The organism is Mycolicibacterium novocastrense (genome assembly GCF_001570485.1).
Taxonomy (GTDB): Bacteria; Actinomycetota; Actinomycetes; order Mycobacteriales; family Mycobacteriaceae; genus Mycobacterium; species Mycobacterium novocastrense.
In genome coordinates this window covers 91,473-104,581 of record NZ_BCTA01000023.1, presented here as the reverse complement: position 1 = coordinate 104,581, position 13,109 = coordinate 91,473, and the positions used below count along the sequence as shown (strand labels likewise).

Genomic DNA, 13,109 nt, shown 5'->3' with positions numbered 1-13,109 from the left:
TCAGCCAAGCGATCTCGCCCCTCCGGAGGAGCCTCTTCCACCGGTCACCGAATAGCCCATTTCCGACCGGACGCCGACTGGGCGTGCTTAGGATTCAGCCGGAATGGTCAACCTGGTCCGCCACCCGGTTCGCGTCCCTCGGGTCGAGAAGCCCCGCGCCGAGGGGCGCTTCTACCTGCCCGGCGGCCGCCGCCTCGGTTTCGCGGAGTTCGGAGCCCCGGATGGTGACCCGGTGTTGTGGTTTCACGGCACGCCGGGCGGCCGTCGCCAGTTCCCACTCCTCGGTCGCCGCGCCGCCGAGAAGCTCAACCTGCGCGTGATCGTCATCGGCCGCCCGGGAACCGGCCTCTCCGACCCCCACCCCTACGAGTCGGTGGCGGACTGGGCGGCGGACATGACGCACGTCGCCGACGACCTCGGCGCCGAACGCCTCGCGGTGGCGGGCCTGTCCGGCGGCGGCCCCTACGCCCTGGCCTGCGCCGCCGTGCCGCCGCTTTCCAGCCGAGTCGCCGCGGTGGCGGTGCTCGGTGGCGTCGTCCCGTCGGTGGGACCCGACGCCCTCGCTACGGGCGCCATCGACCTGGCCCGCCGTTTTGCACCAGTCCTGCACGGGTTTCGCCGGCCCATCGCCGAAACGGTCCACGTGCTGCTGTTGCCGGTGTTGCCGCTCGCGCACTACGTCTGCCAGGCCTACGCCAGTGTGGTGCCCGAGGGCGACCGGCGGGTGCTCAAGGATTCCGAGATGGAGGGCATGTTCATCGAGGACCTCGTCCTCATCTCCAAGGGTCGCTTCCAGGCGATCGTCGATGACGCCCGACTCTTCGGCCGCGACTGGGGATTTCGGCTCGGCGACGTCAGCGCACCGGTGCGGTGGTGGCATGGCGATGCGGACAACATCGTGCCCCTGCGGTGCGCGGAGGCCGCCATCGACCTGTTGCCCAACGCCGAACTCGTTCTGCGACGCCAGGAAAGCCACCTCGGCGGCTTCGCCACCGCGGACGAGGTGCTCGGTTATCTGCGGTCCGAGCTCGACTCCGCTCCATGACCGCCACTTCGCCGAGCCTGCCCGCCGGATTCGACTGCCCAGACCCGGACATCTACGCGCACCGGCTTCCGCTCGAGGAATTCACGAGCTGACAGGCTTTCTCCCACTCTCACTTTACGACAGGGGGTGGGGCTTGCGGCAAGGCCCCTGACGTGCTGCACAATCGTCCGGCCACGCACACGACGAACAAAGGAGCAGTGTGTCGAACCCGCCAAAACCGTTCGAAGTCCACGACTCTGGTGCCTACCTTCACGGCACGAAGGCCGACCTCGCCGTGGGCGACCTGCTGGTGCCAGGGCGCCCCTCGAACTTCGAGGACGGGCGCATCTCCAATCACGTCTATGTGACCCAAACGCTGGACGCGGCAACCTGGGGAGCCGAGCTGGCGCCAGGCGAGGGACGCGGCCGCATCTACCTCGTCGAACCACTCGGCGCCGTGGAAGACGACCCGAACGTCACCGACAAGAAGTTCCCCGGCAACCCGACGCGCTCGTACCGCACCCGCGAACCGGTCAGAATCGTCGGCGAGATCATTGACTGGGTGGGCCATCCCCCCGAGCAGATACAGGCCATGCTCGACGGCTTGGAAGACCTGCGGCGCCGAGGACTGGCCGTCATCTACGACTGAGCCAATGACTACTTCTTGAAGGCGTCCTTGATCTTCTCGCCGGCATCCTTGAAGTTGGCCTTCGCCTGACGCCCACGGCCCTCGTCGCGGGTGCGCGGGTCGCCGGTCATGTTGCCGACGGCCTCCTTGGCCTTGCCGGCGAGGTTGTCGACCTTGTTCCTGGCTTTGTCCGTTGCGCTCACCGTTCCTCCTCGAAGTCGATTGCCCCTCGGATACCTCGACGGCGACGGACGAAAACCTCACATGCGGGAGTACCGCGCCAGCGCGAAGCTGTACAACCCGTAGGCCGCGAAACCCGTTGCCGCGACGATCAAGATCGCCTCACCGTAGTGTGCGCGTCCGAGCGCCTTGACCGCTCCGTCGAGTCCGGTGGACTTGGCCGGATCGCTCACGTAGGTCGCGACGACGACGGAAAGGCCCGCCGCGAACAGCACCAAACCCTCGGCGACGTGCCCACAGATACCCAGCACCGTGATCAGCCGGCCACCCGGGACGGTGAGGTCTTTCAGGAACTTCCGCGACGCGCCCTTGTGGACGAAGTAGGCGCCGATCACCGCGATCGACAGCCCCGCGAGCACCAGAACCGCCTTGCCGCCGTCGGACTGCATCAACCGCGCGCTCAGACCGGACGTCTGCTCGCTGCCCTTGGTCCTGGCGCCCAGCGCGAACTGGATCGCGGTGAAAGCCACCGCGCAGTACACCAACGCCAACCCAAAAGCCCTGAGCCGGTTCATGACTGGCGAGTCGCGTTTGTGCGCCTCGGTGCTTTCACCCGGATGCAGCCCCAACACCGTTTCGGCGAACCGCCACATCGCCAGCGCGATGAGCCCACCGGCGACGATCCACAGCGAGAACGTCCCGCCGCCCTCGGTGGCCAGCGTCGCCAGCGCACCGGACTGGTCGGCGTCACCGCCGAGGCCCAGCGCGATCCGCAGGATCGTGTAGCCCACGAGCAGGTGCAACGTCCCGCTGACGGGATATCCCGCACGCGCGAAGAACTGGACCACGCGACTTCCGGTGGCATCGTTGACCGCGCCCTTGAAGCTCATGCTCCCGCCGGACCGCCTGACACCCGGCTTTATTACCCCGGCCCTTTTCCGGCAAAACGGCCGATGACCACCCTCGCCGACCCCCCGCCGGGGTAACCTCCCCACGCCAGGAGGTGTCAGATGCAATTCCGGTCCAACTGTTTACCGGTGTTGACGGTGGCCGTCGTTTCGGGGTGCGGCCTGGTCGGGCCGACACCGAGCGAGGAACCCGCCCAGTCCGGCCGGATCGTCATCGACGGAACCGGTGTGGACACCCAGTCCGTCGAGTGCACCCAGCACGAGTGGTCGATGCAGATCGACGCCAAGGCGAAGACGGGCAGCGCGCAGGTGTTCCTCGAGCTCGGCGGTGATACGCCCGTCGTGCGGACCGTCAACATCGAGAACGTCAACGAGATCAACGGCGCCGCAGGCGGTGAGACCGGTGATGCCGAGGCCACCACCAAGGGCAACGTCTACACCATCTCGGGCACCGTCGTAGGCGCCGACGGGCGCAACCCCGCCCAGGCCCGCACGATGCCCTTCGAGATCAAAGCGCCCTGCTGAGTCGGTCACCTCTGCTTCAAAAGGGATGATGGGGCGCCCTTTCCACCGGTAACATCCCGCGCGTGCCGGACGGTACTCGCGTCGACGCCGAGCAGCGTCAGGTATCGGGGTTCGCCGCTGTCATGACGGTGCTCGCGATGGGCCTGGGCTATGCCATCGCGATCGGCGACCCGACCACCTTCTCGGCCAACCTGCAACTGGTCTCGAGCGGCGTGGGCATCACCGGATCCACCGCGACCTTCGTCGCCAGCCTGGCCACGCTGACCATGGCGGCGGCGGTCCTGAGCGCCGGCGCGCTCGGCGACCTGTACGGCATGCGGCGGATGTACCTGCTCGGATTGACCGGGGCCATCGCGTTCAGCGTGCTCGCCGCCGCCGCGCCCGCCCCGGCGGTGTTGATCATCGCCCGCGCGGGCGCCGGCGTGATGCTGGCGTTCCTGATCGGCCTGTCGCTGGCGATCACCAACGCGGTGTTCCCGCCGGGCCGGCGGGCTGCGGCGATCGCCGCCTACTTCGGCGTCGGGTACGCCGTCGCCACCCCGATGCCCGCGATCAGCGGCATGCTGGGTCACGCGATCGGTTGGCGCGCCTGCTTTTTCGTGGCGCCGGTCATCGGTGTCCTCGGGTTGCTCGTCACGTGGCGGTTCGTACCCGAGACGGTGCGCGCGGGGCGTCGGCTCGACGTGCTCGGCATGGTGTTGTTCGCCGTCGCGCTGCTGGGGCTGATCTTCGGCGTCTCGCGCATCGAAACCGGCATCAACACGGTCGGACTGGTGGCGATCGGCGTCGGCCTGGTGGCCGGATGCGCATTCGTCATGCAGGAGTTGCGCGCCACCGATCCGGCGCTCGACATGCGGGTGTTCCGGTCGGGCCGGTTCAACGCCGCGGTGACCGCCGGTGTGTTGTTCAATATCGTGCTCGGCGGGTCGATGGTGTTGCTGTCGTTCTATCTCGTCACGGTCCGCAAGGAGTCCCATGAACTGTTCGGCCTGCTGCTGATCCCCGCGACCGCGTTGGCCGCCGTCGCCGCCACCTCCGCCGGCCCCACCGCGAACCGGTTCAGTCCCCGCACGGTGATGATCACCGGGCTCATCGTCATGCTCGGCGGGCTGCTGACGATGCGGCTCTACGACCTCGACACGACGCGTACGACGGTGTTCATCACCACCGCGCTGATCGTGGTCGGCGGTGCCCTCGTCACCACCCCGCAGGCGATGATCATGATGAGCAGTGCGCCAACCGATCTCGGCGGCGCGGTGTCTGCGGTCAAGAGCGCGGTCAACGAGGGCGGATACTCGCTCGGGCCCGCACTTTTCGCGCTCGTCGGCATCAATCTGTTCCTCACCGACAGCGCGCACGACCTGTCCCAGTCCGGCATCACGCGCGCCGAGACACGCGAGGCGCTGCTGACGGTGCACGGCGGTCACGGAGCCCAGATGGTCAACCCCGACCAGGCGCGGCTGGTGGTGGAGCAGGCCCCGCACAACGCCGTCGACGCCATCCACACCCTGAGCCTGATCATGGCCGTCGGTCCGGTCGCCGCGATCATCCTGGCGCTGTGGTTGATCAAGCCCGCGAAGCGCTCAGCAAGCGGCCAGTAGATCGTCCAACGCGCCTTCGAAACCGTCGGCAAGATCCCACAGATCGTTGACCAGTTTGCGGCACGCGATGATTCCGACGTTCAGCTTACCGGTCAACGACATCACGGTGATGTTGAGCCCGGAACCGTGGAAGATCGGGCCGAGCGGGTAGAGCGCTTTCATCTCCGCGCCCATCGCGTACAACTTCTCCTGCGGCCCCGGCACATTCGAGATCACCACGTTGTGGATCGCGGCCCGCTTCAGCGGGGTGTGCGACAGCACCTCCATCGCCACACCGAACAATGCGGGTGGCAGTGCCTGAGTCACGTCGGCCAACAGCGTGGGAGCGATGTCGGCGCTGTGAGCCTTTGCGCGCGAGCTGGATTCGGCGATGGTACGTAACCGCTCGGCGGGGTCCTCGATATGCGTCTGCAGGTTGTTGAAGAAGCCTGACAGCTGATTACGGCCCGGGCGGTCGGACTTGTCGTGCACCGACGCCGGAACCACCGCGATCAGCGGCTTGTCCGGCAGCTCTCCCCGCTTGAGCAGGTACTGACGCAGGGCGCCGGCGCACAGCGCCATCACCACGTCGTTGACCGTGACGTCGAACGCGTTCTTCACCTTCTTGACGTCGTCGAACTCGAGTTGCGCCAGCGCGATGGTGCGGTCGGAGGTGATCTCGGCGTTGAACACGGTCGTGGGAGCCGAGAACGGGGCAGCCATGGCCTTGCCGCTGCGCGCGCGGGTGATGGTGCTGACGATGGTGGACATCGTCGCGGGCACCGCCCTGGTCAGTTGCAGCGGACGCATGAACGCGCGGATCAAACCATCGGCGGCGATCTCCAGTGGCCTCGCGCCGCCGAAACCCTCGACGGGCTCGGGTGGTGGACCGTCGGGTGCGACGTCGCACAGCTTGCTGATCAGGTTGGCCGCCGACACCCCGTCCACCGCGGCGTGGTGCACCTTGATCATCAGCGCGACGTCCCCGGCGTTGAACGGGTCGGTTTCGGAGATGCCCTCGATCACCCACATCTCCCACAGCGGCTTGCTGCGGTCCAGCGGCGCCGCCGCGATGCGCGAGCAGACATTGACCAGTTCGTTGCGCCCTCCCGGCGCGGGCAGCGCGATGCGATGCAGGTGATACTCCAGGTCCAGGCCGTCATCGTCGACCCAGACCGGATGGTCGAGGTTCAGTTGACTGTTGGCGAGCTTTGCCCGCAATTCGGGCAGTGCCTTCAACCGCATGGCCAGGTGCTCGCGAACCCGCTCGAAGTCGTAGCCACCGGGGATGGTCGAGGTGTCAAGGCACGCGATTGAACAGATATTCAGTGGGACACTGGATGATTCGCTGTAGAGCATCGTCGCGTCGAACGCACTGAGCCGTTCCATTGACGCGGCGTACCCGGGTTGACACCCGCGTCAAACCATGACCAAGGTTAGGTCGTCGCCAGCTCTTCAGCGGCGTTGTTAGCCGACCCAATGGACAGATTCTGCTGGCGGCTTTCCTGAGCTCGCCTTCTTACCCGGGGTGAACACGAGCACAGAACCCGGCGCCAACTGTTGAAACTTCTCCCGGGTCCAAAGCTCATTCGCGTGTAGAAAGTATTCCTCGGTAGCACATCTCACGAACCCGAACCCACGCTCGGGAACCAGTAATTTGACACAACCGACCACTCTTGCAGAATGGTCGCTGTCGACGGACAGCCGACGAAACTGTAGCTTCCGGAGTGAGACGGAAATCTTCTTCGCAATAAATTCGTCTGACGCCTCGTGGTGCGCTTCCGTTAACATCCCCTCGCACCACAGCAACAGGTCGAGAGTCGCGATCTCGAATACTTCGTTTTGAACAGATTCAGATACGTTAAGTGCGGCCTCGACTACCTCAGCAACACCGCCCCAATCCGTCTGCGCGCTAAGAGATCGAATACTGAGGGCACAAGCCTGCCATAGAAGGTAGATGCTGTTCCGCTGATCTTCGCCTCCAGGCCGCGCAGCGCCTACTGCATAACTTGCGGCATCCAGCGCTTCTCGGAGCTTAGACATGTTCAGAAACGCCATAGCGATGGACATGTGCAAGTGCGAAGACTCCGGATCTAGCGTCGCTGCTCGCTGGAGCTCACGAATACCCTGCGACGGATCGAATCCTGAGTCGATTAGGAAGCGTCCAAAGAAGTAGGCGACGTACGGATCGTTCGGCGCAAGGTCTTTCGCACGAGAATACCCCTCGAACGCTTCCGGAAAATTGGTCGAGACTTCGTGCAAGTACGCCTCTACACGCGCGACCTCGTGATATCCGGGGGCCAACTCCACCGCCTCTGCAAGGAGCTGCAGACCATCATCGACCTTTCCCCGCATCGCTAGGTCGAGCGCATCGCGTAGTAATTTTGCCGCAGAATAATCACCAACGCCCCGAACATCAATCGTTTCGACCGCATAAGGATCCAGGTCGTGTGCGGCTTGAAGCCCACCGCCGAGCGCATAAAGTTGCTTCTGCTTTTCCGTCAGCGCGCGCCGCTCACTTACATCTATCTGCAGGGTCCGCCGGAGGTAGGAACGCGCGAAGTCGCTCAAGTCCAATGCGGTTCCCGAGGCCCCGCTTCGCACTTGGGTTACGAAGTTTGTAGTCGTAAGTTCGAGTATCACTTCTTGAATAGATGATGAACCGAGGTCGGTGAGAAAAGCGAGCTCGGCCATAGTGTGAGCGCCTGGCACAACTAGCATTGCGCGAAGTGCACTCTTCGCAGTTTGCGTCAAGTAGTCAAACACATTCGACATGCAGAAATCTAGAATGAGTCCATCGTCATCCAGGAGCTTCTCCGGCAACTGGCCCGCCTGCAAACCCGAGACGAACCACTTGATATAGGCCGGCCGACACCCCATGCGAATTACCCACTTTGCAAGATCCTCGGCTGTAGCAATTGAGGATAGGTCGAACCCACGGGCTTTAGCCAGGGAACGCATCAGTACAACTGCGTCAGACTCAGAAAGGCCACTGAGTTTGAATGGATTTTCGGTCTTCACTCCAATCCGGCTGGTGATTAGCACTTTGCTGCCCGGCGGGATCTCTTTGAGGAAGCGAGGAAAAGACTCATCGAGCACAGTTTCGACGTTATCCAGGACAAGAAGGGTCGGGAAGCTCTCCAACACGTTTATCAGTTCATCTATGGCTGTATCTGAAGCCCCGCTACCACCGAGCTCGGCTGCGGCGGAAGCGAATAAGCCAAGAGAGTCCTCAACCGCACTCTCTATACGAACAATTTCTGTCGATGTAAGTTGTGCATTCTTTGCCGATACCCAGACCACGGCTTCGAAAGCACAATCCGGCATCTCCACAAGGTCGTAACACACTTGGAGCGCGAGAGCAGTTTTCCCGATACCCCCGTCGCCCAAGATTGAGATGACTGGCCATGCCCCTTGGAGTGCACGAAGTATCTTCCTTCTCTCCTCCTTTCTTCCGAGAAGCGAGGTCTCATCGAAGTCGGGCGCGGGGAGATTGTTGGCAACAGCTGTGTCGGGATCGACAATCAGATTCGCAGCAGCGCGGAAGATAAATCCTGCATCTTGTTTTATCTCCGTCCGTGTCTGACGTAGCTTCTGCCAGTCCCACCCGCCAATCTGTAAGAGATCGCTTGTCAGATCGATCACCGTTGGAAGGTCATCGATATCGAGAGGCCGGTTATGAGCAACTCTGTTGCGAACTGCGACCGTCTTCCTAACAGCGAGGGAGAGGTCGTTGAGCCCTGCGGCGAGGGACGCCGGCAATCTGGCGCTCATGCGATTAGCCAGATCGTAGCTGTTCTGGAAATCTAGGTAAGGCAGCAGCGGACCGACCGTATGTATTGCAGTTGTGGCGCCGTCTCGGCGCCTGCGGCTTGCCGCAATCTCGAGAAGCTCAGGGCTCAGTAAAGATGCGGCATCCTCTTCGCCCGCGTAGTGTTCGACAATCGCTCGAAACTCGTCCTCAATCGAGGCGAGCATCACATATGCCATCCGGCTGGACACGCTGGCCATGCCGAAAGGTTAGAGGACGGTGAAATGGAATCACCCAGGAATTCGGCTCTTCGGCGGTGACCGCAGCGATTAGGTCGGACGCGCAGCTTGCCTCACTAAGCTCGCGGACGTTTAGCACTGCAGCAGGAATCCACGCGGTCCGCGTCCCGCGCGCGATGACCCCACGATCTCAGTGCGAGCTTTAGCGCATCGCACTTAGCACGGAACGTCTTGAACCCACCACCAAGACTCCGCCGTCCGCCTCGCGCGACTCTCGACCCATACCGGTTGGGGAGCGTAGTCAATCGTTTGACGACCGATCCATATCGCAAACCTAAGCGACGGTCCTGATTTTTTCGCCACCCCGCATTACGTTCATATTCCTTCGGTGTGGCTCAACAATACGGTTTTCCTCGGGGCGAGGTGGAACGAAAACGGGTACTCCAATCAGCCCTGCTTGGTGGCCTGTGGGGCATGGCGAGCGACGGTCGCGTCCATGGCCTCGCGCAGCGCCGGCATCTCGTCGATCAACCGGGAGAGGTCGTCGGGGTTGATGTGCAGTACTTCGGCCCGACCCGTCGTCGTCACGGTCGCGTTGCGCAGTGCGCCGCGGCGCAATACCGATTCGCCGATCACCTCACCCGGGCCGACGACGGCGATGCGGTCGTGGCCGACGTATACGCCGACCTCGCCGCTGAGCAGGATGTAGCAGGCGTCCGACGGGGTCTGCTCCTGGATCAGTGGCCACGGCCCCGACGTGGAGGTGCGATGCGCGGCTTCGACCAGGCGCTTCAGGTCCTTGTCGGAGAATTTTGAGAAGGTTTCGAACTCCCGGAGCCGACGGGCATCCTGCTCGATTTCCTGTCTGCGGGCCTGTTCGCTCTCGCGCGAGTACTTGCGGTTGTCCATGAGGTCCCCCGATCTGCGAACCGCTGATCTTGAGAGCCTAGCGAACGGTCGGTGTCACTGAAGGGAAACTGATGCGGCGGCTCAGCAGGTGATCATTCTGTCCGGCGGCGTGACGTAGTCCAGCCATTTCCCGTAGGCGTCGCCGCCCGTGGCGCAAACTGCGGAACGGACTTCGCTCAAGGTCCTGCCTGCATAGCGGTACACCGCATAGATCGGGTCGCCTTCGTCATCCGCCTGGCGCAGGGAGGGACAGGACTGGTCGGTGCGCAGGTAGGACGAGCCCGGGTACTGGTTCAAGAGCCTTTGAATGCCGCCGGCATACATCCCCGGGGTCGTCACATTCCCTAACACCACGATGCCCTGGCCATTACACAGTGGAGTGCTGATGGGCGTCGGAAGGCCGAGATCGCCGGGCGGCCGGGTAGGCGCGGGCCGCTGAGGTGGTTGTGGGCGCGGGACGGGCGGCGGCGGAGGGGGTGTCACGGTGGCCGTCTCGGTCACCGTTTCACGCGGAGGCCGAGACGTCTGCGTTGGCTCTCGTTCGTCCCATGGCGGTGATGTCGGCGCTGCGGTCGTGGGTGGGGGTGGCGAGTCTCCGTCGATGACCGCTGCGAGAAGGACGACGATCACCACCGCCAGTACAGCCGCGACACCTATCGCGATCAGTGCGGTGCTCTTCGACGACAGCAGCTCGGCTGTCTTCGGCGTCGGCGTCGGGGGTACAGGATCACTCCGCTCAGGAACAGCTGGCGGTGATGGTGCAGTGCTGAACGCGAACTGTGTTTCAGCTGCGGACCTTGCCCACGCCGTATCGCCATGTCGTAGAGCAGCTGCGAACTGTTCGCATGTTTCGAAACGCTGATACGGCTCTGTAGCCATACCCTTTGCCAGCACCTCATCCATCGCGGGGAGGTCGGGACGCACACTCGACAATCGCGGCCGGGGGGCCGACAAGTGGCTGCCGATTACTGCAGCCGGACTCGAGTGCGAGAAAGGCTGGTTGCCCGACAAGAGGTGAAACGCCGTACACGCCAGTGCGTATTGATCCGCTCGCCCGTCAAGCTTCTTACCCGTCAGCTGCTCAGGCGCGGCATACGCCACAGAACCGACGGTCATATTCGTCGAAGTGATCCCATGCGTTTCGTTCGCCGCCTTGGCGATTCCGAAATCGGCCAGCAGGATTCGCCGATCATCGGATCGAAGATCGGTGACCAGAATGTTCGCCGGTTTGACGTCGCGGTGCAGCAGATACCGCTCGTGGGCGTAGTCAAGTGCATCGGCGATCGCGGACACGATGTCCAGCGCATCCTTGGGCGGCATCCCGTGCGGATACCGATCCCGCACCAGCCTTGCGGCATCGGTGCCGTCCACATAATCCATCGCGATCCACAGCTGGCCGTCGTACTCGCCGCGATCGTGGACGGCGACGATATGGGGATGCCAGAGCGACGAGGCGATGTCTGCTTCGCGCGCGAAGCGCTGACGGAATTCGGGGTCGGCACTCACATTCTCGGGAAGGATCTTCAGAGCTTCCAGGCGGGGCAACCGCGGGTGCCGCGCAAGGTAGACCTCGCCCATCCCCCCGGTACCCAGCAGGCGGATGATGGTATATCCAGCAAAGTCCGCCCCATCAGCAATGGGCATGCCCCAAATCTTACAAAGTCGGAGTCGACAAGCGGCCTCGAACGGGAATCAGCTGCAGGAATTGATCGCCGAACTCCGCCATCTTGCTCGCCAGGCTTCCGTATCGTGACCGTGTGGACAGCACTTCGTCCGGCCCACGCAAACCGGCAGCAGAATTCACCCGCCGACGGCTCATGAAGCTTGCGGGCGCGGCCGGGTTGACAGCAGCGGCTATCGCAGCTTGCGAGGCCCCGCCGGGCTACCGCGGGACGTCAGCGACATCAGCTCCGCCCAGTCCAGTCCCTCCCGCGGCGACCGCCCCGCCCCCCATCCCAGCGCCGATTACCGCGCCCCCAGTGACGCCCACATCCGGCACCCTGTTGTGCAGGGAGGCTTGGCAGGCCAAACCGGCACGTCCCGGTGGCAAACCTCAGAACCCCGTCCGCATGACGATTCACCACACGGCAGCAACCCTCGGGGACAACAGCAACGCCCCCTTCCGTCTTCGCCAGCACCAGAGCTATCACCAAGACACGCAAGGTTGGATCGACATCGCCTACCACGTCAGCGTCGACCGGAACGGAAACCTCTACGAGCTACGGAATCCAGAGATTGTGGGCGACACCGCGACGAGTTACGACCCGACCGGCCACTTCCTCGTGGTCTGTGAAGGGAACTTCGATGAGGAGCAAGTCACGGAGGAGCAGGTGGACGGAGCGGCCCTTGCCTTCGCGTGGGCCGCGTCGAAGTGGCAGATCCCCACTGACACGCTGGCAGGCCATCGCGATGCGAGCGGGGACACCGCCTGCCCGGGTGACAGCCTTTACCAGTATGTCCAGTCGGGTGACCTCCAAAGGCGCATCGACACATACTTGGCGGACGGCCCGGTCGAACTTATGAGGTTGTGTGGGCCCGAGGCTCAGCAGATTGTGTCCAACATCGAAGCCGGGATGTAGCTCATCCACCAATGGCCTCTATGAGCGCCGGTCGCAGTTGGTCCCACACCGTCCTCGGGTCTGAACCCTTGAGGACCTCGATAGTCAGGACCGGAATCCCTCGGTCGCGGCCGAAGTAGGACCCCAACGATCCCGGTGTCGGGGCGAACGAACTCGACTGCTCGACTGGCAGGCCACTGGCTTGCGCGAACTGTTCGGCGGCTTCTCGAGCCGGCCCGTCGAAGTTGATGAATTGGCGTCCGGCCCACGAATGCGCGACGAGGATCAAATTCGGTCCGATGCGATCGACCGTCGCCACGACTGCGCGAGTCTCCGGCTCGCTCAGGGGTTGACCCCCGTTCGAGGGGTCCGCTGTGTCGAAGTTCTGGGCGGGGAAGTTGCGGTTGACGTCGATTCCGTTGGCATTACCGCGAGTACCAGCGGCGCGTCCATCAGGGTTGGCATCCTCCAATATGGTCAGGGTGACCGCCTGAGCGAGTCCTGCCGCTTCGAACGCCGCCGGCAGCTCGGCAGCTGTCACCGAGCCCTCTGGCTCGTCACCGTGAATCCCACCGATGAACAACACCTTACGAGGACCGTGGCCCACGGTCAGCGCGCGGATTGGCGCGCCTTGCACCGAGGTGCCCACAACCTCCCAACCTCTCGGTCCCGATACGGGCGGCGGAACTGGGTTGGAAGCGGTCGTTACCGTCGTTGCAGCGGTGGATGATTGGCTTGCCTGCTCTGATGGAGATGCCGTTGCGCTGTCTTGCTCTGCGACACCACACGCCTGCGCACCGGCGACTA

At 63.7% G+C, this 13,109-nt stretch carries 12 protein-coding genes; 5 read left to right on the top strand and 7 right to left on the bottom strand.

Features of this window, described 5'->3' with window-relative positions; all coding sequences use genetic code 11:
• Positions 1-103: 103 nt before the first annotated feature.
• Positions 104-1,045, top strand: coding sequence for an alpha/beta fold hydrolase (locus RMCN_RS07940; protein ID WP_067388225.1), 942 nt, complete (start codon positions 104-106; stop codon positions 1,043-1,045).
• Positions 1,046-1,244: 199 nt separating this feature from the next.
• Positions 1,245-1,673, top strand: a complete 429-nt coding sequence (arr, locus tag RMCN_RS07935; RefSeq protein ID WP_067388223.1) for an NAD(+)--rifampin ADP-ribosyltransferase — start codon at positions 1,245-1,247, stop codon at positions 1,671-1,673.
• 8 nt (positions 1,674-1,681) lie between these two features.
• On the opposite strand, the gene RMCN_RS07930 is transcribed toward arr, so the two are convergent.
• Positions 1,682-1,855, bottom strand: coding sequence for a CsbD family protein (locus RMCN_RS07930; RefSeq protein WP_064415395.1), 174 nt, complete (start codon positions 1,853-1,855; stop codon positions 1,682-1,684).
• A 57-nt stretch (positions 1,856-1,912) separates the two neighbouring features.
• Positions 1,913-2,722, bottom strand: coding sequence for a DUF1206 domain-containing protein (locus RMCN_RS07925; protein ID WP_067388221.1), 810 nt, complete (start codon positions 2,720-2,722; stop codon positions 1,913-1,915).
• A 120-nt stretch (positions 2,723-2,842) separates the two neighbouring features.
• Between RMCN_RS07925 and RMCN_RS07920 the strand changes: the two genes are divergently transcribed.
• Entirely contained in the window at positions 2,843-3,265 is a 423-nt protein-coding gene (locus RMCN_RS07920) for a lipoprotein LpqH (protein ID WP_067388219.1), read from the top strand.
• Between the two features lie 62 nt (positions 3,266-3,327).
• Positions 3,328-4,866 carry an MFS transporter gene (locus RMCN_RS07915; RefSeq protein ID WP_234787610.1) on the top strand — a complete coding sequence of 513 codons (1,539 nt, stop codon included), beginning with the start codon at positions 3,328-3,330 and terminating at the stop codon, positions 4,864-4,866.
• Here RMCN_RS07915 and RMCN_RS07910 read toward each other — a convergent pair.
• From RMCN_RS07910 to RMCN_RS07895, 4 genes are all read right to left on the bottom strand, one after another.
• Positions 4,849-6,234, bottom strand: a complete 1,386-nt coding sequence (locus RMCN_RS07910; protein ID WP_067388217.1) for a WS/DGAT/MGAT family O-acyltransferase — start codon at positions 6,232-6,234, stop codon at positions 4,849-4,851. The genes RMCN_RS07915 and RMCN_RS07910 overlap by 18 nt on opposite strands.
• A gap of 78 nt (positions 6,235-6,312) precedes the next feature.
• Positions 6,313-8,856 (bottom strand): NB-ARC domain-containing protein, encoded by a 2,544-nt coding sequence (locus RMCN_RS07905; RefSeq protein ID WP_067388215.1) that lies wholly within the window; start codon positions 8,854-8,856, stop codon positions 6,313-6,315.
• 426 nt (positions 8,857-9,282) lie between these two features.
• Positions 9,283-9,744 carry a Crp/Fnr family transcriptional regulator gene (locus RMCN_RS07900; RefSeq protein ID WP_067388213.1) on the bottom strand — a complete coding sequence of 154 codons (462 nt, stop codon included), beginning with the start codon at positions 9,742-9,744 and terminating at the stop codon, positions 9,283-9,285.
• Positions 9,745-9,825: 81 nt separating this feature from the next.
• Complete coding sequence (locus RMCN_RS07895; protein WP_067388211.1) at positions 9,826-11,388, bottom strand: serine/threonine-protein kinase; 1,563 nt, start codon at positions 11,386-11,388, stop codon at positions 9,826-9,828.
• A 425-nt stretch (positions 11,389-11,813) separates the two neighbouring features.
• On the opposite strand from RMCN_RS07895, the gene RMCN_RS07890 reads away from it, so the two are divergent.
• Positions 11,814-12,323 carry a peptidoglycan recognition protein family protein gene (locus tag RMCN_RS07890; protein WP_234787609.1) on the top strand — a complete coding sequence of 170 codons (510 nt, stop codon included), beginning with the start codon at positions 11,814-11,816 and terminating at the stop codon, positions 12,321-12,323.
• Position 12,324: 1 nt separating this feature from the next.
• On the opposite strand, the gene RMCN_RS07885 is transcribed toward RMCN_RS07890, so the two are convergent.
• Positions 12,325-12,951 (bottom strand): M14 family zinc carboxypeptidase, encoded by a 627-nt coding sequence (locus RMCN_RS07885; RefSeq protein ID WP_067388209.1) that lies wholly within the window; start codon positions 12,949-12,951, stop codon positions 12,325-12,327.
• Positions 12,952-13,109 lie beyond the last annotated feature (158 nt).